We start from the raw sequence: 25018 nt of genomic DNA, 5'->3' as shown, positions 1-25018 counted from the left end.
CCCAAGCAACCCCAGCACACCCAACACTGAGGACTCCACCATGCTGACTCAGCAAGACGGTCACGGCAGGGCATCCGGCATCCGCGGGCGGGTGGCCGAACTGTGCTACAGCACCGGCGCCTTGCAGCCGCTGCAACGCGTACGCTCATGGTGGCAGCGTGATCTGCGCATCCTGGCCTATCACCGGGTAATGCCGCTGCCCGATCCGGCCACGTTCGACTTCGATCTGGAATTGATCAGCACCACGCCGGAGCGCTTCCGCGCGCAGATGCTGCACGTGAAACGGCACTTCACCCCGGTGCGCCTGGGCGATGTCGTCGCGGCGATGGACCAGGGCACCGCGCTGCCGGCCGATGCGGTGGCGATCACCTTCGACGACGGCTACGACGACAACTACCGCATCGCCTACCCCATTTTGCGCGAGCTGGGTATTCCGGCCACGTTCTTCGTTTCCACCGGCCATATCGACACCGGCAAGCCGTACGGCTACGACTGGCTGGTGCACATGATCCTGCTCACCCATGCGCCGCGGCTGGTGCTGCCGGAAATCGGCATGGACGTGCCCCTGCCGCACGATCGCAACCTGCGGCGCTCGCTTGCAGGCACGGTGCTCAAGAACATGAAAAGCATCGGTGCGATCCAGCAGGAAGCGATGATCGCGCGACTGGAAAAGGAGTGGCAGATGCCGAGCAACGTGCGGCCCGAGGCATGCCGCCCGATGACCTGGGACCAGATGCGCGAGATGCACGCCGCGGGTTTCGAGATCGGCTCGCACGGCGTGCACCACCGCATGCTGGCCAAGCTCTCGCCGGAGCGGATGGTGGAGGAAGTGCGCCAATCCAAGGCGACGCTGGATCACGAGCTCGGCGCTCCCGCTACCTTGATGTCCTACCCGGTGGGCGGCGATCGCGCGTTCGACGAAGGCGTGATGCATGCCACGCGCGATGCCGGCTTCGAGCTGGCGGTCTGCTACATCTGCGGTACCAATCCGCATCCAGCCTCGAACCGCTACACCCTGTTCCGCCTTCCGGTCGAACGCATGATGGGGCCGGGCTGGTTCGCCGCCATGCTGGCCTTGCCGAGCCTGGTCAGTTACCCGACCGTCCACTATGGGCCGGCGCCCGAGCAGGTGCCCGCCTGATGTTTCCGCTGATTCTTACCTATCTGGTGCTGACCATCATCCGGCCGCAGGAATACATGGCGGCCTTTACCGGCATACCGATCCTGCCGGTGGTGCTGGTCGCAGCGTTTCTGTGCTGGCTGGCTTCCAATGCCAAGACCTTTGCAGCGCCGCAGTTCATCATCATGCCGGTCTTTCTGCTGGTGCTGATGATCTCGGTGGTGGTGAACGGCTGGGTTGGCGGCGCGCTCGATCAATTGGAGAAATTCGGCCCGATCGCGATCGCCTTCTTCGTACTCGCCACCGCCTGCCATACGCAGCAACGCGTAAAGATCACCATGGCCGTGTTCGTGTTGTGTTCGGTGGTGCTGGCGATACATGGCATCGGGCAAGCCCGCAACGGCGTGGGCTGGACCGGTGTGCCGATTTCCGAAGACGGACGCATTCAATATGTCGGCATATTCAACGACCCGAACGACCTGGGCCTGCTGTTCGCCACCACCATTCCGATGGCGGCGTTTCTCAGCACGCTGGGCGGTATGCTGACGCGCCTGTTCTGGCTCACTTGCGCCGGCTTGCTGTGCTACGGCACCTATCTCACCAATTCGCGCGGCGCGCTGCTGGCGGTGCTGGTGGTGGCGGGCGTGTATGTCTGGTATCGGCGCGGCTTTATTACCGCCGGCACGCTGGGCGTGGTCGGCCTGGCCTGCATGAAGCTGCTTTCCTCGCGCATGCAGGAGTTGGATCCGGATGAGGAATCGGCATTCGGCCGCGTGGATGCGTGGTACGAAGGCCTGCACATGTTCCTGTCCCATCCGGTGTTTGGCGTCGGCGCCGGCAATTTCACCGAGTACAACGACCTGACCGCGCACAACTCCTTCGTGCTGGTGCTGGCCGAGACGGGCTTTGTCGGCTACATGCTGTGGCTGGCGTTTGTCGGCTACGGCTTCTGGATGATGCTGACCGTGCTGCGCCATAAGCCGGTAGCCCTGGACGATCCGGCGCGCGCCAAGGCCTGGCAAGGCGAACAACGCATGGCGCTGACCTTGCTGCTGTCGCTGTGCGGGCTGTTTGCGGCTGCGTTTTTCTTGAGCCGCAGCTATACGGTGGTGATGTATCTGGTGGCCGCGATGGTGGCGGGCTACTACGTCAGCGCGCGGCAACGCTTTCCTGGGTTGCGGCTGTTCAAGCTGGCGAGCAACGGGTGGCTGTGGTTTTCGGCCTCCGCCGGCAGCATCGTCGGGTTCTTCGTGCTGGTCGCCGTGCTGTTGCGGGTATCCACATGAGCGGCCTGTATGAAGCGGCTTTCCGGCGCGTGCTGTTTCCGGCTTACGAAACGGGCCTGCGCCGTCGCCGCACACTCGCTTATCTCGATGCGTATCGGCGCGACCAGTGGCTGGCACCGGAACGGATCGCAGCATTGCAATGGGAACGACTGCAACGCCTGCTCGAGCATTGCTATCGCGAAGTGCCCTACTACCGCCGGCGCTGGGGTGAACTGGGCCTTGCACCTGGCGACATCCGCAATCTCGACGACTACGCACGCCTGCCGATCCTGACCAAGGCCGAGATCCGCGAGCATTTCGATGAGTTCAAGGCCGATTCCTGGCGCGATCGCCTGTTGTACAAGGCCACCGGCGGATCCACCGGCGAGCCGATGCGCTTCGGCTTTACGCGCGAAAGCAACGACCGCCGCACCGCCGTGATGTGGCGCGGCTACGAATGGGCCGGTTCGCGCATGGGACGCCGCACGCTGTTCCTGTGGGGCGGCGCGGTCGGCGATCCCACCCGCGCGCATCAGCTGAAGGATCGCCTCTACAACGCCGTCTTTGCGCGCCGCGTACTCAACAGCTTCAGGATGACCGAAGCGAACATGGCCGAGTACGCCGATGCGATCGACCGCTACCGGCCGGACATCATCGTCGCCTATGTCGGGCCATTGATGCAGTTGTCGCAATGGCTGCTCGCTTGCGGCCGCAAGGTGTGGCAGCCGCAAGCCATCATCGGTGGCGCCGAGGCGATGCACGCCTTCCAGCGCGATGCGATCCAGCAGGCGTTCGGCGCGCCGGCGTTCAACACCTATGGCTGCCGCGAATTCATGCTGATCGCCGCCGAATGCGAGCAACGCCACGGCCTGCACGTCAACAGCGACCACCTGGCGGTGGAGCTGCGCATACCCGATGGCGCCGCCCGCAATTGCACCACCGGCGAGGTGATCATCACCGACCTTTTCAACTACGGCATGCCGTTCGTGCGCTACGCCAACGGCGACATGGCGACGGCGTCCACCCAGCGTTGCGCGTGCGGACGCGGCTTGCCGCTGCTCGACCGTGTCGATGGCCGCGTGCTGGATGCGATTCGCACGCGGGGCGGGCATGTTCTGCCCGGCGAATTTTTCCCGCACATGCTCAAGGACGTGCCAGGCTTGCAGCGCTTTCAACTGGTACAGCGCCAGCTCGATCGGCTCGATCTTTCCATCGTGCGCGGCGCCGGCTTCGACGACGCGTCGCTCGCATACATCCAGCGCGAGGTCGACAAGGTGCTTGGCGACAGCGTTCAGCTCCATTGCCACTTCGTGGACGATATTCCGCTCACCCGTAGCGGAAAACGCCGCGTCACGGTATCGGAGCTGGCGCCGTGAACATCACCCACTTCGTCGAAAGCCTGGATCGCGGCGGCCTCGAGCGCATGGTGCTGGAGCTGGTGAAGTATCAGCATCGCCAGGGCCATCGTTGCCAGGTGGTGTGCCTGTACACCTCCGGCAGCCTGGCGCACGAGCTGGACGAACTGGGTATCGCGGTGACCGCCTGCGGCAAGCGCGATGGCCTGGACCTGACCGCGCTGGCGCGCGCCCGCCGCATGGTAGGCGACCACGCCACCGAGGTATTGCACACCCATAATGCGGTCGCGCATTACCAGGCGGTGCTCGCCACCTGTGGCCTGCCCGTGCGGCAGGTGATCAATACGCGGCACGGCATGGGCGTCAATCGTCGCGCGCGCCGGCGCGAGTGGCTGTACCGGCGTGCGCTGATCCGCACCGATACGGTGGTGACCGTCTGTGAGGCGGCGCGTAACGACGCCATTCAACGCGGCATCGTTCCGTCCGCAAAAGCGCGCGTGGTGCCGAACGGCATCCATGTGGATGCGTTCCAGACGGCTTCGCCGCGCGCGCACGAGCGCATCGCGCACCAACTCAATTTGCCCGAGAACACCCGCATCATCGGCACGGTCGGACGCTTGAACTGGACCAAGGACCAGCTTGGCCTGATCCGCGCCTTCAGGCAGGTGCACGAACAGCATGCCGACACGGCGCTGGTGCTGATCGGCGATGGCGAGCTCCGCGCATCGCTGCAGCAAGGCGCCATCGACGCAGGCGTGGCCGATAGCGTGCATTTCCTCGGCGACCGCAGCGACGTGCGCGATTTGCTGCAAGGCCTGGACATGTTCGTGCTGCCCTCGCTCAGCGAGGGCTATTCGATGGCCTTGCTGGAAGCGAGCGCCGTGGCGTTGCCCATCGTCGCCACCCAGGTCGGCGGCAATGGCGAGATCGTGCGTGACGGCGTCAACGGCTGCCTGGTGCCGGCAGGCAATCCGGATGCCTTGGCGCAAGCGATGCTGGTGCTGTTGCGCAATCCGCAGCGCGCCACGGCCCTGGGCCAGGCGGCGCGCGCCTGGGTGGAGCGTTACGGCTCACTGGAAACGATGGCGATGCGCTACGCGCAACTTTATGAAGGCGGCAAGACGCCATGAAAGTGCTGATCCTCACCAACCTCTTTCCAACACCTTGGGATCCGCTACGCGGGGCCTTCAATCGCCAGCAGTTCGAACGCCTGGGGCAACTGCACGAAGTGGACGTGCTCACCGCGATCGACTTTCGCGAGCGGCTCGGCGAGCGCAAAGGCGAAGTGAACGCAAGCAATCTGCGCACCGATTATTTCGTGTTCGTGTTTCTGCCGCGCATCGGCCGCTCGCTGCACGCGTTCTGCTGGCTGTTGTCGCTGCTGTGGCAGCGCGGTCGTCAGATACGACAGGCGCACTACGATTGCATGGTGGTCAGCTGGGCCTATCCCGATGGCGCCGCCGTGGGCTGGCTGGCGCGCTGGTTGCGCATTCCCTATGTGGTGAAGGTGCATGGCAGCGATCTCAACGTGCAGGCCAATCACCTGCTGCAGCGCCCGCAGATCCGCTCGGCGCTGAAAGGCGCGGCGAGCGTGGTCGCGGTCAGCCGCGCACTGGCGATCAAGGCGATCGGATTGGGCACGCAGCCGGCCAATGTGCACGTGCTTTACAACGGCGTCGATGCATCCATCTTCCGTCCCGAAACGCGGGCCGCATCGCGCGCGAAGCTGGGCCTTTCCACGTATTCGCCGTTGCTGTTGTATGTGGGCAACCTGAAGCCCTCCAAGGGTTGCCTCGACTTGCTCGAAGCGTTTCCGGCCTTGCTCGCCAAGCAGCCCCTGGCGCGCCTGATCTATGTCGGCGCCGGCCCCGCTCGCACCCCGTTGCTCGAACGGGCCAAGGCGCTGGGTTGCCTCGATCACGTCGAATTGGCCGGCGCGGTCGCGCATGACGAACTGGGCGACTGGTTCCGCTCCGCCGATCTGCTGTGCCTGCCCAGCCATAATGAAGGCGTGCCGAACGTGGTGCTGGAAGCGATGGCCTGCGGCACGCCGGTGGTCGCCACCCACGTCGGCGGCATTCCGGAAGTGGTGCCGCATTACGCCGGCATCCTGGTGCCGCCGCGCGTGCGATTGGCGCTATCGACCGCATTGATCGACGCCAGTGCACGCCGCTGGAACCACAAGCGCATCGCCGCGCACGCCCGCGGCTTTCGCTGGGAAGACAACATCCGCCAACTCGACGCCATCCTGCACGCCGCCGTGGAGTCGTCAGCCGCTGCAGGGGCATCCGCATGAATATGAGACCAAAAAAACATCATTGGCTGAGCTTGTTTCCGGATGCGCTGGTGCAGACCAAGGGCGCCTCTCGCGACAACATCCGCTACCTCACCTTCGACGACGGCCCCGATCCGACGCATACGCCGCCATTGCTCGATCTGCTCGCCACGCACGGCGTGAAGGCGAGTTTTTTCCTGGTGGGCCAGAAGATCGAGCGCCATCCCAAGCTGGTGGAGCGCATCGTCGCCGAAGGGCACATGGTGGGCAATCACTCCTATAGCCACTGGTCGTTCAAGCGCATGACCACGCGCAAGAAGCTCAACGAGATCCACAGCACCGATGCCTTGCTGAGCGCCTTCGACGGGCGCCTGCACCATCGCATGCGCCCGCCGCACGGTTACGTGGGTGCGGATCTGTTGTGCTATTTCGCCGTGCATCGGCGCAGCTTTGTCTATTGGTCGTACGACAGCCTCGATTACCAGGACCACCCTACCCGCGTGATGGTGGACCGGTTGCGCGCCGATCCGCCCTCGCCCGGCGATATCGTACTGATGCACGACGACAGCGATCGCGCGCGCGATGCGCTCACCGTGCTGCTGCCGGAATGGCTGCGCGACGGCTACGCGTTTCGCGCGTTGCCGCAGGAGACGCGATGAACATCCTGTATCACCATCGCACGCGCGGGCGTCACGTAGAAGGCGTGCATATCCGCGGCATCGTGCATGCCTTGCGCGCACTGGGACACCACGTATCGATCCTGTCGTTTCCCGGCGCCGATCCGGAACACGAATCGACTGCGCAGGGCAGTTCCAAGCGCAGCCGCATCGCCGCCGCCATCACGCACCTGCCGGGCGTATTGTTCGAATGCCTGGAGCTGGGCTACAACCTGGTCACCCTGTTCCGCGTCGGCGCCGCGATCCGCCGGCAACGGCCGCAGCTGATCTACGAGCGCTATTCGCTGTTTCTATGCGCCACGGTGTGGCTGGCGCAGCGACGCGGCATTCCGCTGGTGCTGGAGATCAACGATTCGGCGCTGGTCGAGCGCGTGCGGCCATTGCGCTTGAAAAGCCTGGCGCGGCGCATCGAAGGCTGGTGCCTGCGCCGCTGCACCGGGCTGGTATTTATCTCCAGCTATTTCCGCGACCAGGCGCAGGCCGCTTATGGCCGGATCGCACCATCGGTGGTGTCGCCCAATGCGGTCGACCTGTCCCGCTTCGATCCTGCGCGCTTCGACGCCGAGGCGTTGCGCAAGGCGCGTGGCCTGGCCGATCGCATCGTGTGCGGCCATATCGGTGTGTTCGCGCACTGGCATGGCGTGGACGCCTTTGTCGGAGCCATCGCCGCGCGCCTGTCTGAAGCGCCGCAACTGGCGCTGGTGTTTGTCGGGGATGGAAAGACCTTGCCGGCGGTACGCGCGCTGGTCGCCGAGCGTGGCTTGTCCAACCGCGTGCTGCTGCCTGGCCGGGTGGCGCACGAGGATATCGCCAGCTGGATCGCCTGCATGGATTACGCCGTGCTGCCCAACTCCAATCACTACGGTTCACCCATGAAACTGTTCGAACTGATGGGCATGGGCGTCGCCGTGGTCGCGCCCGACTACGCGCCGGTGGCCGAGGTGATCCGCGATGGCGAAACCGGCTGGCTGTTTGCGCGCGGCGAGATCGATGCCTGCGTGCAGCGCGTGCTGGATCTGGCCACGCAGCGAGATGAGCACCGGCGAGTGGGCGACGCCGCGCGCCGCTATATCCAGCGCGAGCGGCAATGGCGCAACAACGCGGAGCAGTTGCTTACCCTTTTGCCCAGCGGCCATGCCGTGGTCGCTGAACCAGGCATGCTCGAAGGAGCGCACTGATGTGGACGATCGCGCTGTTGGTCGCACTCGCCTTGCTGCTGATGCTGGCGATTGCCACCACGCTGGCCATACGCGCGCGCCGGATGCAGATCTGGCTCGGCAGTTATCTGCGCCGCAAACCACCGCGTGTGACCGGCAAGCCGGTCCATGTGATGTTCTGCTTCGTCGATCACTTCGAGCCGGCCTGGGGCAAGGCCGACCTGGCGACGCAGCGCACCCGCGTGGATCGCTGGTGCCGCGATTACCGCAAGCTGACCAACACCCATCGTGACGCCGACGGACGGCCGCCGCAGCACACGTTCTTCTATCCCGAAGAGGAATACCTGGAAGAACACCTGCACAAGCTGGCGTCGCTGTGCGCGGACGGCTTCGGCGAAATCGAGGTGCATCTGCATCACGACAACGACACGCCCGACAACTTCCGCGCCACCATCGACCGCTTCAACCGCGTGTTGCACGAACGGCACAACGCCTTGCCGCGCGATCCCAAAACGGGCCAGTTGCGTTTCGCCTTTATCCACGGCAACTGGTGCCTGGACAACTCCCGCGCCGACGGACGTTGGTGCGGCATCAACAATGAACTGATCCTGCTGCGCGAACTGGGCTGCTACGCCGACTTCACCCTGCCCTCCGCGCCCAGCGAAACCCAGACGCGCATGATCAACGCGATCTACTACGCCACGGACGACCCCGCCAAGCCCAAATCGCACGACACCGGCGAGCCGGTGCGTGTCGGCGGCAAGCCCAGCGGCGACCTGATGATCGTGCAAGGACCGCTCGGTTTGAACTGGCGCAACCGGCGCTTGGGGCTCATCCCGCGCATCGAGAACGCCGACATCCGCCACGCCTGCCCGCCCACGCCGGACCGGATCGACGCATGGATCGACACCGGCGTGCACGTCGAGGGACGCCCCGAATGGGTGTTCGTAAAGATCCACACGCACGGCACGCAAGAGCGCGATATGGACACGCTGCTGGGCGACGCCACCGACCGCATGCACCACTATCTGGAAGCGAACTACAACGACGGCAAGTGCTACGTGCTGCATTACGTCACCGCGCGCGAGGTCTACAACATCATCAAGGCCGCGGAGGCGGGCTTGAGCGGCAATCCGCACGATTATCGCGACTACGAATTGCCGCGCCCGGGCGTGCTGGTCGCCAGCGAAGCGCAACGCGCATGAGCAACGACCTCGTCAGCGTGATCATGCCGGTGTACAACGCCGAAGGCTGGTTGCCGCGGGCGATCAATTCGGTGCTGGCGCAAAGCCATTCCCGACTGGAATTGATCGCCATCGACGACGGTTCCAGCGATCGCTCGCCCGGCATGCTCGATGCGTATGCGACGTTCGATGCGCGAGTGCGCGTGCTTCGGCAACCGCGCAACGGCGGTGTCGCCGCCGCACGCAACGCAGGCATCGCCGCCGCACGTGGCGATTACGTATCCTTCCTCGATGCGGACGATTGGTGGCATCCGGCCAAGCTCGAACACCAGTTGGCCGGCATGCTCGCCAGCCGCGCCTTGATCAGCTACGCCTCGTATTGGCGCGTCGCCGAGGATGGCCGCGTGCTGAGCAAGGTAACGCCGCCGCTGCAGGTGAACTGGCAGGACATGCTCGCCAGCAACTTCATCGGCAACCTCACCGGAATGTATGCGCGAAGCCTCGGCGACGTACCGTTCCAGCGCATCGGCCATGAGGATTACGTGTTCTGGCTGGAACAGGTTCGCCGCGCTGGCAAGGCCGTGCGAGTGGCATCGCCCGAACCCTTGGCCTGGTACCTGGTGCGCGAACGGTCGCTGTCGGCCAACAAGCTGCGAGCGGCGTCGTGGCAGTGGGATATCTATCGCAGCGTGGCGAAGTTGGGGTGGATGCATTCGGCGTATTGCATGGCGCGGTATGCGCGGCATGCGGTGATCAAACGCAGAGGAACGAGTGTTTAGCGCGATTCCAGGCGCTACCGACGATGTATTCCCTCCCCTGCTTGCAGGGGAGGGTTAGGGTGGGGTGCGAGCGTAGCGAGCGGCATTCATAGTGAGATTCGGTTGTGCGCTAAAGCCCATGCAACCCCACCCCAGCCCTCCCCTACTTCGCAGGGGAGGGAGCTGATTGCGGCAAGCATCAACTAGGTGGCAACCATTAAGGCCAAAGCCGGCTCAGCCTTCGCACAAACAATCCACGCCTCCGTCGTCGCCAAAACCTCCATCGCCTTATCGCCAAACCGCGCATCCACATTCAACCGACCATCCCGCAGCAATTGCAGCGATGGCGCATCGATCGTCGGCTCGGCCGCAAGCACGCGATGGCTGGCCGATTCGAACAGCACCAGAAAATCATCATGGCGCAACCGGTTCATATACATGTAGCGGTTGCCTGCGTAACGCTCCCACTGCGTATCGGAATACTGCAGAAAATTGATCGGCGATATACGCGTATCCGAATGCGAAAAATGATCGGAATAATCAACGCGATGCACGAACAGCCCGTCGCGACGAATGATCCGATTACCTTCCCGGAGAATGGCCAGCAGCACCTCGCGCGGGATGTGCTCGAAAACATTGAACGAGGTATGGAAATCGATCGCGTCAGGATCAAGCCCGGTATGCGCCGCATCACCCGGCGCGATATACACGATCCGGCAAAGATCGAGCAGCTTCCGCAGGTCGAAATCGTCCTGGCGCGGGAAGTCGAGCAAGGTCTCGAAGCGCTCCCGATTCAAAAGCGGACCGAACAAAGCACGCACATCGTCTACATGCTCGGCGATGTACTGCAGACATTCCTGGGTCAACTCCGCCTTCATATAAGGATTGAGATCGACAGTGATGACGCGCCCAGCGCCCATCAGCCAATACGCGAGCGGCGTCATCGGCACGCGCCCCGTGCCGACCTCGAAAAAGACCTTGCCGAGCGGATCGCGGCCCACCTTTTCGATCTGCCGCCATGTCTCGATGCCCGCCCGCAGCCGCGCCATCGGATTGATACGCCGCAGCCCGCCAAAATGACGCTGCAGCCAATAGTACGTGGCGTATGACGATTCGGTGGGCAATCGCGAAACGGCGTTCTGCAAGGTTGCTTTGGCCTTCCAATGCATGACAGGACTCCGCGCGCTCAGGAAGACGCCTTGGCGGCGGCGCCATGCAGGCTGTTCAAGCCGCGCATCAGCGTGCGTCCGGGCGGACCAAGGCGGTTGGTGATCGCCGCCATCAGTTGGAAATCTTCCTCGTTCCAGTAGCGCACCAGGAAACTGGCGGGGATGAAAATACCCACGAACACGAGGCCGCCAGCGATAAAACCGAAGCGGCTGGGGATCACGACTACGCTCAGCCAGGCCAACGCCGTAGCCACCGCGGCGGCGGCGAACAAGCGCGCCATTGGCGCCAGTGGCAGGCTGCCGCGGGTGGTCTTGCGCAAGTAGAAAATGGCCAGGCCTAGCTCGGCGAAGCGGGTGCCTGCGTAGGTGACCATCGCGCCGGCCAGGCCGAAGAACGGCACCAGCGCGACGCCGAAGACGATGTTGACGATCAAGGCGAGCGTAGAGATACGCACGCGATCGTCCTGGCGATCGACCACGATCTGGAAGGCGCCGATGCTGTTGCTGACCAGCAGCAATCCGGCCAGCACCAGCATCGCTTCGATCGCCGGGATCGCGCCGACGTAACGGTTGCCGTACATAAGGGTGACGATCTCGGGCGTGGTGACCAGGCCGACGCCCGCGATCACCAGCCCCGTAGCCCAGTAGAAACGCGACGCTTCGGTCAGCAGGCGCGCGGCCTGGCCGGTGCCGTTCTTGCCGAACGACTTGGCCATGTACGGCAACAAGGTGGTGGTCAGGCCGACCGACAGCAGTTCGACCGCGCCACGCGTAAGGGTGGAGGCGATGGCGAAGAAGCCGACCGCGGTCGAGTTTGCGTAGGTGTTGAGCAGGAATACTTCGATCGTGCTCGAGCGCAGCGAGATCAGCAGTACCAGCACCGCCGTCAAACGCAGATGTCGCGAAAGACGTTTGCCGAGGTCGTCCGGAATAGGGCCTGCGGAAAACGGCCGACAGTAACGATGGAAGGCAAAGCGGTTAATCAGGTTCAGCATCAGGCACGCCACCGCGAACAGCGCGAAGAACGCCACCATATCGGCATGCGCCACGGTGGCCGCGGTGATCAACCCGACGTTGATGGCACCGGCCAGCACGGTCGCGATCGATACCGGCTCGAAGCTTTCCTGGCCTTTCTCGATCGCCACCAACATGGCGTAGTTCGCCTTGGATACCACGGCGACGATGACCAGGGCGGTGATTGGCCATAGCGATTGCCGCCATTCCACCGGGCGGATCACCACGATCGCGGCAACGAACAGCAGCATCACGATCAGCGAACTCATATTCTGATAGCGGCTCAACCGATGCGCGATATGCGACGCCAGATCCGGCCGCCCTGCCCCGTCCGCCTCGGCGATGAACTTGGTCGACGAAGTGGTCAACGCATGATTGCTGCAAGTCATCAACCAGCTGCACAGCCATACGGTGAACGCGTAACGGCCAAAATCCGCCGGACCCAGCGTGCGCGCGATCCAGATGCTGACCACCAGCCCCAACGCATACTCGACGTACGTGGCGACCGAGACCAGGGTGACGCTGCGCAAGACCGCCATGCGTTGCTTCATGGCCTTGCGCTCCCGCTCGACACCGCTGCGCCACTGCCGGGCGGCTGGCGGATCAGCCACGCCACGACGCCAGTGCCGCGGTTGTTCCAGTTGAAGCGTCGCAGCGGATCGGCCGATTTCGCGCATTCGACGTTGTAGGAAGACTGCAGCGCATCAAGCCGATGCTTCAACGCGGCGCTCTGTTTTGGATCCTGTTCGAAGTAATAGGCCGCAGCCACCGGCAAGGCGAGTTCGACCGTGTGCGCATCACTGTACCAGCCGTCCGAGTCTTCGATATGCGAAAGCGCCTTTACATCGGCGTGCGAAGACGACCAGTACCACGCAATCTGGCCATCCGGGCCGGAACAGGGATTGCGCCAATCATGTTCGTAATGTAGCAAGTCCGGCTTGATCCAGCCGTATTGCTCCAGGTAGCGGCCAAACGCGGTGATCATGCTGGGAATGCGCGCATCGCCAGTCACCAGCCAGGCATGCCACAGGCCGTCGACAATGTTTTCCGACATCCATGGCGAATTGCCGCGCACGTCCTTCGACGGATCCCAGGAATCGTCTTCGTGCAGGCGCCAGCTGTTGCGCCAGGAACCGTCGTTACCCAGGCCATCGGGATTGTTGCGCTGATGCTCGTACAACCAGCCGATGCGGTCGTCGATGCGCAGGAGATAACGGCGATCGCCGGTCAATTCGTAGGCGCTGACGGTTTCCAGCAAACCCAGCCCGGTCATGCGTTCGGTGAAATGCTGCGACGGGCTGGTATACGGCCCCGGGCGATTGCCCCAGCCGCCGTTCTCCCATAGCGTCATCATCTTGTCGACCGTTTGCAGGTCGTGCTCGCTGTCGTCGCCGGTCAGTGCCAGCGCCAGCAAGATCGGCTCAACGTAGACGTATTTCACGTCGCAGGGTTTGTCGTTGTAGGTCCATCCGCCGGCGCAAAACGGGCTCATCGCCAGGCCATCGCGGCGGATGTGCTTCATATAGAAGTGGTAACTGAGGTCGGCCGCCTGCAGGTAATCGAAGCGTCCGGTGCGGACGTACGCCTTGAACAGCGTGGAGGGTCGATCGAACAGCCATGCCGTGGAATCGTCGACTGGCAGCGGCCGCGCCCATTGAAACTGCGTGGCGACGTAGTTGGCATAAGGTTCGTTGGGTGACGCCGGAACCTGCGGGCCGGCGACCCGTGATTGACACAGCCAGGCGGGACTCAGCGTCGCCAACGCGGCAGCCACTTTCATGCCCTGCACATCGGGCACCAGGCCGCTCGCGTACGACCATCCAGGCAGATCCCGCTGGCGCGGCTTGCCGAAGGCGAAATAGAACGTCTGCGTATCACCATCGAGATGCGCATGGAATTGCGCACGCACCGCGCGCACGCTGCCGTCCTTGGCGTACCACAGCAAGGTGGTACGGACGGCGGCCGGCACTTCCTCGCCTTTCTCGTCAAGAATGCGCAGCAGGCGCGGATCGCGCAGCACACCGGGAGGAAACGGAATACCGACCGACACCGGCACATCAGCATCCTTGCCGGCGTTGCGATGCGCGACGATGCGCTGCTCCGGTACGACGTCCGCCGATGCCGCGCGGCTAGCCGCAGGATGTCCACCGGCATATGCCGGATTGGTACCGATCAGCAACATGACCGTCGCAAACCACGCCATCAGCATCGATCGCCTTGCCATCACTCAAGCCACCGACGACAGCGGAACGCGCCGGTACAGGAGCTGCCGCTCCCAGCGCAACGCAGTGTCGACGATGAAATCCAGGTCGTCGTAATGCGGCCGCCAGTCCAGCACGCGCTTGAGCCGGTCGCTGCGAGCGATCAGCATGGGTATGTCGCCGGGACGGCGCGGCAGTTCGACCACGTTGAGCGCCTTGCCCCCGACCCTGGCCACCGCATCGATCACCTCGCGCACGCTGTAGCCGTGGCCGTAGCCGCAGTTGAGCGTCAGAGAATGACCGCCATCGCGAAGATGATCGAGCGCGCACAGGTGCGCCGCGGCCAGGTCGTCGACATGAATATAGTCGCGAATGCCGGTGCCATCGGGTGTGTCGTAGTCGGTGCCGAAAATCGACAGGCTTTCGCGCAGGCCCACGGCATGCTCGCAGCACACCTTGATCAGCAAGGTCGCGTTCGGCGTGGAATGTCCGATGCGTCCATGCGGATCGCAGCCGGCCACATTGAAGTAGCGCAGAATCACGTGCCGCATCGCACCGGCGGCGCTGTGGTCGCGCAGCATGGTTTCGGACATCAGCTTGGAGGTGCCGTACGGGTTGATCGGCCGGGTCGGCGTGTCCTCGTCGGCGATGCCGTTGTCCGTTTCGCCGTAGACCGCCGCCGTGGACGAGAAGATGAACTTGTCCACGCCCGCGTCCGCACAGCACGCCAAAAGGTTGCGCGTGTTGCAGGTGTTGTTGCCGTAATACTTCAGTGGATCGCATACCGACTCGGGCACCACGGTATGCGCCGCAAAATGCATCACCGCGTCGAACCGGTGCGCGGCCATCACATGGCTTACCAGGCCCGGATCGCCGACGTTGCCGATCACCAGCTCGGCCCCGCACACGGCTTCGCGAAAGCCGGTGCTGAGGTTGTCGATGACGACCACGCGCTCGCCCCGCGCGACCAATTGCTGGGCGACATGACTGCCGATGTAGCCGGCGCCGCCGGTAACGAGCACTGTGTTCATGAGGATCCATCCGCTGTGACGGGAAAATTCGTTGAAAGCCAGCGCTCCACGTTCTCCAGCAACCGGTTGCGGTCACCGGTGAGGATGTAGGTGTGGTCGGCTTCCTTCATGAAACGAGTAAACACGTTCGGGTGGCCGACGATGCGGCCGAAACATTCGCGGAACTGACGCGTGTGGTTGAAATAGCGACTGATGCCACCGCTATAGATCAGGCACAGCTTGAGGCCGCGCTCGAGCATGCCGGCCAGGTCGGCGCGCACCGTCGCCTGCGGCAAGGGCGCCACGGTAAAGGCCGGTTCGTCGCTGTTCGCCGCCGGCGCCTTCGGCTGGCGCGAAAGCAGGCGCCGCCAGCGCTTGATATCCAGCAAGCGAGGCAGGTAATAACGCAGGTGATAACCGAGCGTGCGATACGCATAGCCGTCGAGAAACACCGCGCCGGCCACCTTGGGATCGCTGCAGGCCACCATATGCGCGCTCTGCGAGCCGGAGCACAGGCCGACCAACACGAAACGCTTGCACGCGGCCTGTTCGCCGAGCAGGTTCATCGCATCACCCACGTCCGCACAGATCTGTTGGTTGCGCGTCTGCGATTCACCGCTGGCGGCGCTGTCGCCGATGGTGGAAAGGTCGAAACGCAATGTCGGATAGCCGTGGGCGTTCAAGCGCCGGGTCATCTCCACGTGCAAGCGGAACGGGCCGATGCGATGCACCAGCCCCGCATTAAGCACGATCACACCCACCGTTTCCGGCGCAGTAGACGGCGGCAAGCCCGCGATACCGACCAGGTGGCGCGCGCGTCCGAAACGGAAAGCCTGCTCCTGCATCACGCTGCCTCCCTTACGTGTTGCGTAACGGCCTGGATCAACGGGTGCGAGAGAATCGCCACCTCCAGCCGGCGCAGATCGTCCCAGGGCGTGGCCGGCTGCATGCATCTGACCGCGGTGGCGTCGGTGACAAAACTGCCCCAGGGATGCGGCGCGGCGAGCGAAAGCGAATCCAGCAGCAGTGTCGGTACGGTCGGGCGATCAATCTGCAAGCTCGCGATCTGCTGGCGAAAAGATGCGCCGATCGCAAATCCCAGCCATTGCGCAGCGACCTCGTCGGCTTTGCGCGGCATCATGAAACGCTGCGCGTCCAGGCGCAGCGCCGACTGCAACGCGTCGAGCTGCGCCACATAGGCACGGCCATCGAGCACGGGATCCCACGCCACGATGCCGCCAAGGCGCGCCGGTACGACGGAGGCCAGCGCAATGCTGCCACCCAGCCGCGCGCCAAATGCCAGCACGCGATAGGCGCCACTGCGCGCGCGCAATTCATCGGCGGCGGCAGCGGTATCGGCCAGGCAACGGTGCCAGTCCATGTCCGCGCTGGCGCCGGCCGAATCGCCGCTGCCGTAGTAGTCGAAGCGCAATACGGCAATGCCTTCGGCCGCCAGCGCCTGCGCCAATTGCCGGTACAGGCGATGGCAACGGATCTGGTCCTGCCCCAGCGGCGGGCACAGCAGCACGGCCTTGCGTGCCGGAGTGGTGCTCGCATGGAACAACCCGAACAGGCTTCGCTCCGGCCCGAAGTAGAACGGTGTTTCCATGTCGACACGCGTACTCATCGCCGGAACACCACGCTGAAGAACACTTCGTTCTCGTGATAGCTCTGCGCGAGCGCGCTGCTGTTTCGCACCTGCCGGATATAGGAAACGTGCCAGCTCCAGTGCGGCGTCCATTGATGCCCAAGGTCGAGGCCGTAGCGATAGGTCTTGTCGGTACGCTCCAGCGAGGTATAGGTGAGCTTTTCCGCATTGACGAACGCGGTCAGCGTCGTGTTCGGGTGCAGGCGGTAATCGGCACTGATCGTGCCGCCGCGGGTGGACTGGTTGAAGGTGGCGCTGTCCAGATACGAAAGCTTGTCGTACGTCGGCGCGACCGACAGCTGGAAGCGTTCGGTGTGATAGGTATAGGTGGCCTGCAGGACTTTCTCTAGATAAACCTCCGAGTCGATCACCAGGTTGCCGGTGCTGATGCCGCCGCCGGGGTTGTAGATGACGTCGGTCGGATTTTCGTTGGTGATGTTGACGATGCTCTGCCCCGGTTGCAGGAACATGTCCTGCGCGGCATCGGAAAACTGGTAGGCGCCGGTAACGGACAAGGTGTGATGCGGCGTGAACTGCCAGCCCAGGGTAATCCGCGCCATGGGTTTGGAATCGCTGCGCGCATGCGTGAAATCGATCTTGGACCAGCCCAGCAGCAGATCGGCATTGAAATGCATCAGCGTGCTGGTATAGCGGCCGTATGCTTCGTTGCGCGTGTAATCGGGCGTGGCAATGGTGCTATTCACGCCGCCGAGCGTGGTCGTTGCCACGCTGTGATCGAACTTCACCCGTTGCGATTCGAGATTCAGCGACAGCGTGTCGGTGGGATTGAGATCGCGATACAAGCGGAACGCCGCCATGCCGCGGCTGGAGTTGAAATCTTTCACCTTCGAGGCGTAGCTGTTGAGATAGTGCAGTTCCACCTGCGCGCGCATGACGTTGCCGAACTGCAGGTGCAAGGTCGGGCCCAGCGACAGCACATTGGTCTGCTGCCGGTTGTTCGGCGCATTGCTGGCCAGTGAGTCGACCGGCTCGACGCCGGCATAATCTTCCACGGTGAAATCCAGCCGTTTCGGCAGCACCGTCCAGTTGGCCTGCGCGGCCAGTTGCGTCTGCGTCTGGTTCGAAAATTGATGGCCGAAATAATCGGTGTACTGCAGCGTGCCGTTGACGTTGGCCTGCAAGGTGGAGCCTTGCTGCAGGTAGCTGAAGTTGATACCTGGAATGAAGACATTCTGGCTGACCGGATTGCTGTCGCTCAGCGTGATGTTGTCGCTGTGTTCGACCGTACCGAAGATGGAGTAATTGAACTGCGCGGCCCATACCGCACCCGGCACGACGATAAGCGCAAGCGTCATGGCGCGAGCGAGCGTAACGGATGCCGGCATGTACCTCTCCCTTCCCCTGACGGGGCGCGTTGATTGCGTGTATTGCAGTCGCCTTTCGTCCTAGGCCGACTGATTGAAAATCACCCCTGCCAGCTTGTTCGTGTCGAAATTGGCGACCGCCTGGTTGATGGCGGCCGGCGTATCGCGGCCGTGGCCCACCACCACGACTACGAAATCGGCCAGGTCCGACAAAATGCGCGCGTCCGGCGAACCGTTGATGGCCGGCCCGTCCAGGAACAGATAGCGATCGGTATAGCGGCAGCGCAGCGAATCGAGCATCGCGCGCATGCGGAACGAAGAGAAGAATTCGCCGCCGTTTTCGCGCGAAGTGCCCGCCGGCACCAGGCGCAGGCGCGGAATGCCGGTCTGGTAGATGATCGACTTGATGCCACGAATCGGGTGTTCCAGATATTCGATCAGGCCGCCACGTTCCGGCTCTACGCCCAGTGCCTTGTGCTGGTTCGGATAGCGCAGGTTGCAATCGATCAGCAGGCTGGTTTTCGCCTCGTCGAAGGCGAACGCCGCCGCCAGGTTGCGCGCCACGAAGCTGCCGCCCGAATGCGGACTGACCGAGGCCACCAGCGTAATGAAGTTCTGGCTGCCGCCCAGTTCGAGCAGGCGCGTGCGGATTTCGCGAAACGCATCGGATTGCCGGCGTACCGAATCCTCGCGATGGATCAGCCGCCGCTGTTCCAGTTGCGCGGGCACCAGCGCGCGGCCGCCTTCGGTCATCAGCGCAATCGAATGGCCGGTCGAAGGCGTTTCTTCGATGTTGCGCACGCTGGCAGCGGGTTTGTGCTCGCGCCGTTCGGTAAAGAGGTTTTCGTCGTGAGTGCTCATGCTCAACCCTTGTGCCGGATCCAGAACAGAATCAGGTAAAACGCGGCGACGCCGACGGCGATCAGGACCAGCAGCGTGTTGTGCAACCGGTCGCGTCGGCGGTCACGCGGGGTTGGGTAGAACGGAATCGTGGCCAGCACGGTGGAACCGAGCGCGCGCTCCAATTGATCGGCCGAGCGCACGCGCGGGTCGAAACGCACCAGCGCGAACAGCAGGCCGAACGGAATGGCGAGCGACAACACCAGGCCGGCCGCGCCGAAATGCATGAAGCGCAGGCCTGAAGGCACCAGCGGCACTACCGCCGGATTCTGGATAAGGAACGTGAGACCGCGTTGCTCCGAATCGAGATTCATCGACACGCGCGCGTTCTCGCGGCGCTTCAACAGATCCTGGTACACGTCGCGGTTGACGTCGTAGTCGCGCGTCAGCTCGGCGGTGACGTTTTCCGAGCTGGAAATGCGCTTGCCGCGATCCAGTTCCGCCGCCAGCATCGCTTCGCTGGCATGGATGCGCGCCTCGGCCGCGGCGGCGTCGCCTTCCACGGCGGCCAGCTGGATCTTCAGTTGTTGGTACAGCGGGTTCATCTGCACCGCGTTGTCCAGCGGTATCGGCGTGCCGGCCGCCTGCGCCGCCTGCTTGCGCCGATCGGCCTGGGCCATCTGCTGACGCAGGTCCAGCATCTGGTGGCGGATGCGGATTACGTCCGGGTATTGGTCGGTATAGGTGAGCAGCAGCTTGTCGAGCTGGCCCTGCAAGTCGGCCAACTGGGTGTCGTAGATGCCTTGCGTGGTGTGCACCGCATTGACTTCCGATTCGCCCGACAGCTGCGCCTGCAATGCGGCCGCCTGCGAGCGTTTTTCGGTCAACTCCAGCTGCGTGTTCTCGATCTGCGTGCGCAGCTGGCTGATGCGCGAATTGGTGTCGGCATCGCTGCCGGGCCGCGCGTCCACGTTGGATTCGCGATAGGCCTTGAGCTTGTCTTCGGCGTCGGTGAGCTTGCGCCGATAGGTTTCCACCTGGCTGTTGATGAAGTCGTAGGCGTCGCGGCTTTCGCGCTGCTTGGAGGCCAGGCTTTCGCTGATGAAAAGACGCGCGAACTCCCGCGTCACCACGAATGCGCGGCGCGGTTCGGAATCGGCATAGCTGATGGTGATCAGGTTGCCGTGCGAGATCTGCACCTTGGTGCGCGCGCGGATGCCCTCGATGATGAGATCGCGCTGCACCGGCGTCGGATGCGTCGCCATCCAGCCGCCGGCTTCCAGGATCTGGTCGAGCACCTTGCGACTGAAAATCACGTTCTGCGCGATCCCGGCCCGGTTGGCATTGGCCGTGGCCGAAGCCGCGCCTTCCATCAGCGGCGTGATGATGTTGCTTTCCTGCGCCAGGATGGTGGTGGTGGCCTCGTATTTCTTCGGCCAGAACATGCCCACCACCACGGCCGCGATCGCGATCACGGCGAAGGCTATGCCCAACGCCATGCGCCGCCGCCGCGCTTCGGTCAACAGCGCCGGCAGCATGCCGCTTAAAGATGCTAGTTCTCCCCCCATGACATCCCCTTTCCCTTTGAGTCCCTAAAAAACCGCGTGCGCGATCAGAACGCGCGTTGTGGCACCGTAATCACGTCCCCCGGCTGTACCGGATAGTTGTTGGCCAGGTCGCCCTTCTGCAGGATCCGGTCCAGATGCACCGAGTAGGAATTGGCACTTTGCCCGTCGCCCTTGCGATAGAGCTCGGTGCGGTCGGGCGCGGCAAATTCGGTAATGCCGCCGGCGGCCAGCACCGCGTCCAGCACGGTCATGCCCTGGCGATAGGGAATGGAGATCGGGCTGCGTACCGCGCCGGTGACCCGCACCCGCGACAGGTACTCGTTGCTGCGCAGCGCGATAAGAATCACCGCCACCTGCGGGTCGCGAATATAGGACTGCAACTTGTCCTTGATTTCGGCGGATACTTGGTCAGGGGTTCGGCCGCCGGCGACCACGTCGCCGATCAGGGGGACAGTGATCCGGCCATCCGGGCGCACCGGGACGCTCACGCTGAGGTCCGGGTTGTGCCAGACGGTGATCTGTAACTGATCGTCCACACCGATGTGGTACGTGGTTACCGCCTGCACCTCGGCATTGGGTTTGGGCGGCTCGCTGGCACCGCCAGTCGTTGCACAGGCGGCGAGCAGCAATGGCAGGCACAGCGCAAAACAACGACAGAGGCTCTTCATGGGCTATCTCGGCCGGTAATGGTTTAAAAGTGTGACCCCGGTCTCATTATATGCTCTTGACAAACGGTCAAGGCAATAGGGCTGAGCGCTAAAAAAGCTGACTGGACCCGGTGGCTTGGCATGCTTCTTGAGCCGCGGAGCCGGCATTCGTCGTCATTTCCGCCGCTCCGGTGAAATCGGTAGCGTTGAATTTGCCGGCAAGATCGGCACGACGAATCAGCATCGAGGATGCAGCGAGGAACCCGATGGACCTGCTTGAGCACCTGCTTTATCCGATCTACCAGGCGGCCATCCTTGGCGCGATCGGCCTCTTTCTTCTGTTCCGCCGGCGCCGTCGCTTGGCGTTCTCACTGCTGGCATTGGGCGTGTGCTGGTTGTGGCTGTGCGCCGCCCCGGCGGTGGCCATGCGACTGCGCGACACACTGGAACGACACTATCCGCAGCGCGAAGCATCCAGTTATGCCAAGGCCGACGCGATTGTGATCCTGGGCGGCGGGGCGCTATCACCGTCGAGTTCGGATCAGGATGCCGACGATGCCTACAGCCTGGCCACGCGTATCGGCTTCGGTTTGCAGTTGTTCCGCGATGCACGCGCCGACATGGTGCTGGTGTCCGGCAGCGACCAGGCCCAACGCATGGCGCACGGCCTGCTATGGCAAGGTGTGCCGGCCGACGCGCTGCAGGCCGAGTGCGCCAGCACGAATACGCACGAAAATGCGATGTTTTCCGCCGCCATGCTCAAGCGCGCCAAGCGAACGCGCATCCTGCTGGTGACGTCCGGCTTTCATATGCCGCGCGCCGCGGCGGCCTTCGCCAGCCAGGGACTCCAGGTGATCCCTGCTCCGGCCTACGATCCGATATATCCCGGTTGGCAGGCGCATCCGTGGTGGCCACGGCGCTCCGCTTTACGCTTGAGCGGCCGCTGCCTGCGCGAATTGGCCGGCCTATGGTGGTATCGGTTGCGCGGCTGGGCCTGAGGTCAGCGCGAGGCATCCACCCGCATCACCACCACGCCGGATACAGAGGGGCTCAAGGCCAGCGCAATCGTCGCTTCCTCTTGCGGCATCGACAGCTGCATCAGGCGCAGCGATGCCGGCCGGTCGAACACGGGTTCGTCTTGTTCCAGGCATACGTCGATCGCTTGCAGATCATCGACAAGGCCCTTGCCGGTGGCTTTAAGGATCGCCTCCTTGCGCGTCCAGCAACGCTTGAACAACGCCAGGCGATGCTCCATCGGCGCCTGTTCGATCGAGCGGCGCTCGGCCGGATGCGCGATCACGCCAAGCAGTTCGCGATAATCGCTGAGGCGCGCAAAGGTCTCCACATCGATGCCGACCGGTTCAGTGCGGCTCACCACACAAGCGACCCAGCGGCCGGAATGGGAAAGGTTGTACGCGGGTGCGTCTAGCAAAAACGGCTTGCCGTGCGGTCCCAATGAGAACGTACATGGCGTCGTAATGCCGCGCGGACGAACCAGGTAATGCACCAGGTTGCGACCCAGCATGAAGTTGTGACGGTCGCTGTCCTGGCGGAAACGTGCCGCACGCTGGCGGTCTTCGTCCGTCAACCAGCGTGCGTCGGCCCATGCTTCGGCACCATGCAGGATCGCGACGAAGGCATGGCCTTGCGCCAATGCATCGTCGCAGGCGTTTCGGAGCTCCTGCCATAGCGCGGCGGAAGTTGCCTCGATGACGGTGCGGACGGGGCGTTGCTTACCGGCTGGATCGTTCGTGGACGTGTTCAAGTCATGCTCGTGGGTGTTGATGGGCTTTTTTGCATCATTGCTCAGTGGGGTGATTTGAAAAATGTTTTTTTGAGTGATCCCGATGCCGGTGGTATCGCACTGGCCTCGAACCTCAGCTTGCCGCAATGCGTCCCCACCCCTGGATGCAGGGGTGGGGTAAAGCAACCTCGCAAAACATTTCAACCATGCGGCAAGCGCAAACAACCCCATCCCAACCCTCCCCTACTCCGCAGGGGAGGGAGTCAACATTCGCGCTGCTGAGATTCAACGCTGCGGCCTGCATCATCTTTGCGTTGAAGCCTTCGGCGCAACGCCGCGGCCTTTCCTCGCATCGAACCGCCTGTATCGCAACTCAACACGACACCGGCCACTGCGGCGAAAAACCAGCCAAACACAACCATTCACAGTAACCGGCGCTTCACAGCCCACATGCGGTTGCGAGCCTAGATTGCCTCGTCCGACGCGGTTTGGGGTGTCGATCAGCACAGTGCGTCGGCAATCCGAGTCAATGCCATGGCCGCTGCCATGGCCAGGAGGGTGTTATGCAAATTATCTCGTGTCGCCGCGCCCTATTGGCGCTGGCTTGTTTATCCGCTGCCGCGTTCGCGGCGCAACCGTTGGTCGCTGCCGCGCAGACATCGCCCGGCACGGTGCTGTTCTCGCGCACCATCAGTGGCACCGTCGATGGAATCACCACGCCGATCGGCTCGGCGATCTTCAGCATCGCTGATGATGGCAGCCATGAGCGGCAGTTCACGCCGTATACCCAGGGCGTATTCAACATACCCGCGGTCGGAGGCTACGACGACCTCGGCGTAGGCAACGAGGGCCCGTGGCTGGAGAATGCCTTCAATCCGAAAGGAACCTACAGCATATACGTGGAGGCCCACTCCACGCTCCCGCATTACAACTTTACGGACTACCACGGCAAGTACTACATCGTGAATGCGTACGGCGTGCGCACGCCGCCGATGTTTTTCGGCAGCGATGATCTGGAGGATCCCAGAGCTGGCCCGAGCTACGGCTCCGTGGCCTGGGGTCCGGCCGCCAACGACCAGATTGCCTATGCCAACTCCGCCGACGTGCTGCCGCACAAACATCCTCCATGCATCCACCTGATGCAATCCAACGGCAGCAACAACCATGTGCTGTGGTGCGCCTCCAAATGGTATTACCGCGGCATCGAGGCGATCCGCTGGTCGGGCGATGGCCACAGCCTGCTGGCCTACGCCGTGCGCACCGACCCGACTCCCAATCCGGAAGCGGATATCTATGTGATCAATACCACCACCGGGGCGGCGACCAAGGTCGAAGTGAACAGCTATGCGCCTTATACCTTAGGGAGTGTTGGAGATATCTCGTACGACGGCCACGAGGTGGTCTATGGAGTGACCTATGATTCAAATGACCCAGGCCCCTGTCACGTTGCGAGCAACCAGACGTATATCCAGTGGTGCGCTAAAAACCTGCTCACCGGCCAGTCGGTTGCGCTTGTCGATCCCAGCCAGGCGGTCACGTTCGGGTTCCAGAAGCAAGTACTGATTTCGCCGGACGGCAGCCAGGCTTTCCTGTTCGCGCGCCCCTCCTCCACCGCTGGGGACGCGGAGATCTATGCCGTGAAAACCGACGGATCAGGCATACGCCAGATCACTTCACCGTGCGTCCCCATGCAATACGGAACGTCGTTGTGGTGGGTACCGGTGCGCCTGTCGCCGGATGGCACGCGGATGCTGGCCAACTGCAACGTCGAACAGTATCCGCCCGCGCCAGTCGTTTACACCAACAAGATCATGGTCGTGAACCTGGCCGATGGTAGCGCACGTTTCGTCACCAACGGCACGGCGTACGACTGGCATACGCAGTGAATCGTGCGATCGATTGGCAGGAGGTGGTTGGCACACCGCAAAGGTGTGCCGGCCATTTTTGCGAGCAACATCACGCACGGTCGGTTGCAAGGTCTCCATCGAATCTCGGCTTGCCGAAACGTCTTCCCTCCTTTGCGCGCAGAGCTTGCCCCGGACTTGAGCCGAGGGGAGGGTT

At 63.3% G+C, this 25018-nt stretch carries 22 protein-coding genes; 11 read left to right on the top strand and 11 right to left on the bottom strand.

Going from position 1 to position 25018, the window contains the following annotated elements; translation table 11 throughout:
* Positions 1–40 precede the first annotated feature (40 nt).
* Genes ACTHNE_RS01675 through ACTHNE_RS01635 form a run of 9 tightly spaced genes read left to right on the top strand, consistent with a single transcriptional unit; the run spans position 41 to position 9812 of the window.
* A complete protein-coding gene (locus ACTHNE_RS01675) occupies positions 41–1141 on the top strand; it encodes a polysaccharide deacetylase family protein (protein ID WP_324947529.1) in 1101 nt (366 codons plus the stop codon).
* Complete coding sequence (locus tag ACTHNE_RS01670) at positions 1141–2406, top strand: O-antigen ligase family protein (RefSeq protein ID WP_324947527.1); 1266 nt, start codon at positions 1141–1143, stop codon at positions 2404–2406. The genes ACTHNE_RS01675 and ACTHNE_RS01670 overlap by 1 nt, the downstream gene beginning before the upstream one ends.
* Positions 2403–3761, top strand: a complete 1359-nt coding sequence (locus ACTHNE_RS01665; protein ID WP_440268411.1) for a phenylacetate--CoA ligase family protein — start codon at positions 2403–2405, stop codon at positions 3759–3761. Before ACTHNE_RS01670 ends, ACTHNE_RS01665 begins: the two co-directional genes overlap by 4 nt.
* The gene (locus ACTHNE_RS01660; protein ID WP_324947522.1) at positions 3758–4870 is read left to right on the top strand and encodes a glycosyltransferase; all 1113 of its coding nucleotides are present in this window, start codon (positions 3758–3760) and stop codon (positions 4868–4870) included. The genes ACTHNE_RS01665 and ACTHNE_RS01660 overlap by 4 nt, the downstream gene beginning before the upstream one ends.
* Entirely contained in the window at positions 4867–6036 is a 1170-nt protein-coding gene (locus tag ACTHNE_RS01655) for a glycosyltransferase (RefSeq protein ID WP_324947520.1), read from the top strand. The genes ACTHNE_RS01660 and ACTHNE_RS01655 overlap by 4 nt, the downstream gene beginning before the upstream one ends.
* Positions 6033–6674: a polysaccharide deacetylase family protein gene (locus tag ACTHNE_RS01650; protein WP_440268410.1), complete on the top strand. Its 642-nt coding sequence runs from the start codon at positions 6033–6035 to the stop codon at positions 6672–6674. The genes ACTHNE_RS01655 and ACTHNE_RS01650 overlap by 4 nt, the downstream gene beginning before the upstream one ends.
* Positions 6671–7870 (top strand): glycosyltransferase family 4 protein, encoded by a 1200-nt coding sequence (locus tag ACTHNE_RS01645; protein ID WP_440268409.1) that lies wholly within the window; start codon positions 6671–6673, stop codon positions 7868–7870. The genes ACTHNE_RS01650 and ACTHNE_RS01645 overlap by 4 nt, the downstream gene beginning before the upstream one ends.
* On the top strand, positions 7870–9054 hold the full coding sequence (locus ACTHNE_RS01640; RefSeq protein WP_324937292.1) for a hypothetical protein: 1185 nt from the start codon (positions 7870–7872) through the stop codon (positions 9052–9054). The genes ACTHNE_RS01645 and ACTHNE_RS01640 overlap by 1 nt, the downstream gene beginning before the upstream one ends.
* Positions 9051–9812: a glycosyltransferase family 2 protein gene (locus tag ACTHNE_RS01635; protein ID WP_324937289.1), complete on the top strand. Its 762-nt coding sequence runs from the start codon at positions 9051–9053 to the stop codon at positions 9810–9812. The genes ACTHNE_RS01640 and ACTHNE_RS01635 overlap by 4 nt, the downstream gene beginning before the upstream one ends.
* Positions 9813–9994: 182 nt before the next feature.
* Here the strand turns inward: ACTHNE_RS01635 and ACTHNE_RS01630 are convergent, their stop codons facing one another.
* The 10 genes from ACTHNE_RS01630 to ACTHNE_RS01585 form a co-directional block, all read right to left on the bottom strand.
* Complete coding sequence (locus ACTHNE_RS01630) at positions 9995–10960, bottom strand: hypothetical protein (RefSeq protein WP_440268408.1); 966 nt, start codon at positions 10958–10960, stop codon at positions 9995–9997.
* A 17-nt stretch (positions 10961–10977) separates the two neighbouring features.
* Entirely contained in the window at positions 10978–12525 is a 1548-nt protein-coding gene (locus ACTHNE_RS01625) for an oligosaccharide flippase family protein (protein WP_324937634.1), read from the bottom strand.
* Complete coding sequence (locus ACTHNE_RS01620; protein WP_324937636.1) at positions 12522–14198, bottom strand: hypothetical protein; 1677 nt, start codon at positions 14196–14198, stop codon at positions 12522–12524. The genes ACTHNE_RS01625 and ACTHNE_RS01620 overlap by 4 nt, the downstream gene beginning before the upstream one ends.
* A gap of 3 nt (positions 14199–14201) precedes the next feature.
* Entirely contained in the window at positions 14202–15206 is a 1005-nt protein-coding gene (galE, locus tag ACTHNE_RS01615) for a UDP-glucose 4-epimerase GalE (RefSeq protein WP_324937638.1), read from the bottom strand.
* Positions 15203–16030: an alpha/beta fold hydrolase gene (locus ACTHNE_RS01610; RefSeq protein WP_324937640.1), complete on the bottom strand. Its 828-nt coding sequence runs from the start codon at positions 16028–16030 to the stop codon at positions 15203–15205. The genes galE and ACTHNE_RS01610 overlap by 4 nt, the downstream gene beginning before the upstream one ends.
* Positions 16030–16812: an alpha/beta fold hydrolase gene (locus ACTHNE_RS01605; RefSeq protein ID WP_324937642.1), complete on the bottom strand. Its 783-nt coding sequence runs from the start codon at positions 16810–16812 to the stop codon at positions 16030–16032. The genes ACTHNE_RS01610 and ACTHNE_RS01605 overlap by 1 nt, the downstream gene beginning before the upstream one ends.
* Positions 16809–18179, bottom strand: a complete 1371-nt coding sequence (locus tag ACTHNE_RS01600; protein ID WP_440268407.1) for a hypothetical protein — start codon at positions 18177–18179, stop codon at positions 16809–16811. Before ACTHNE_RS01600 ends, ACTHNE_RS01605 begins: the two co-directional genes overlap by 4 nt.
* 60 nt (positions 18180–18239) lie before the next feature.
* Complete coding sequence (locus tag ACTHNE_RS01595; RefSeq protein WP_324943411.1) at positions 18240–19019, bottom strand: polysaccharide biosynthesis protein; 780 nt, start codon at positions 19017–19019, stop codon at positions 18240–18242.
* Between the two features lie 2 nt (positions 19020–19021).
* A complete protein-coding gene (locus tag ACTHNE_RS01590) occupies positions 19022–20536 on the bottom strand; it encodes an XrtA system polysaccharide chain length determinant (protein WP_440268406.1) in 1515 nt (504 codons plus the stop codon).
* A gap of 74 nt (positions 20537–20610) precedes the next feature.
* Entirely contained in the window at positions 20611–21234 is a 624-nt protein-coding gene (locus tag ACTHNE_RS01585; protein ID WP_324943417.1) for an XrtA/PEP-CTERM system exopolysaccharide export protein, read from the bottom strand.
* A gap of 245 nt (positions 21235–21479) precedes the next feature.
* On the opposite strand from ACTHNE_RS01585, the gene ACTHNE_RS01580 reads away from it, so the two are divergent.
* Positions 21480–22211: a YdcF family protein gene (locus ACTHNE_RS01580; RefSeq protein ID WP_324943423.1), complete on the top strand. Its 732-nt coding sequence runs from the start codon at positions 21480–21482 to the stop codon at positions 22209–22211.
* Between the two features lie 2 nt (positions 22212–22213).
* Here ACTHNE_RS01580 and ACTHNE_RS01575 read toward each other — a convergent pair whose 3' ends face one another.
* Complete coding sequence (locus ACTHNE_RS01575; RefSeq protein WP_324943426.1) at positions 22214–22978, bottom strand: 4'-phosphopantetheinyl transferase family protein; 765 nt, start codon at positions 22976–22978, stop codon at positions 22214–22216.
* A gap of 542 nt (positions 22979–23520) precedes the next feature.
* Here ACTHNE_RS01575 and ACTHNE_RS01570 point away from each other — a divergent pair.
* Complete coding sequence (locus ACTHNE_RS01570; RefSeq protein ID WP_440268405.1) at positions 23521–24843, top strand: TolB family protein; 1323 nt, start codon at positions 23521–23523, stop codon at positions 24841–24843.
* The last annotated feature ends 175 nt before the right edge of the window (positions 24844–25018 follow it).

The sequence above is a fragment of the Dyella sp. genome (assembly GCF_051954575.1).
Taxonomy (GTDB): domain Bacteria; phylum Pseudomonadota; class Gammaproteobacteria; order Xanthomonadales; family Rhodanobacteraceae; genus Dyella_B.
Note: the sequence above shows the minus strand (reverse complement) of the source record. Positions and strands in the feature narration are given on the sequence as shown.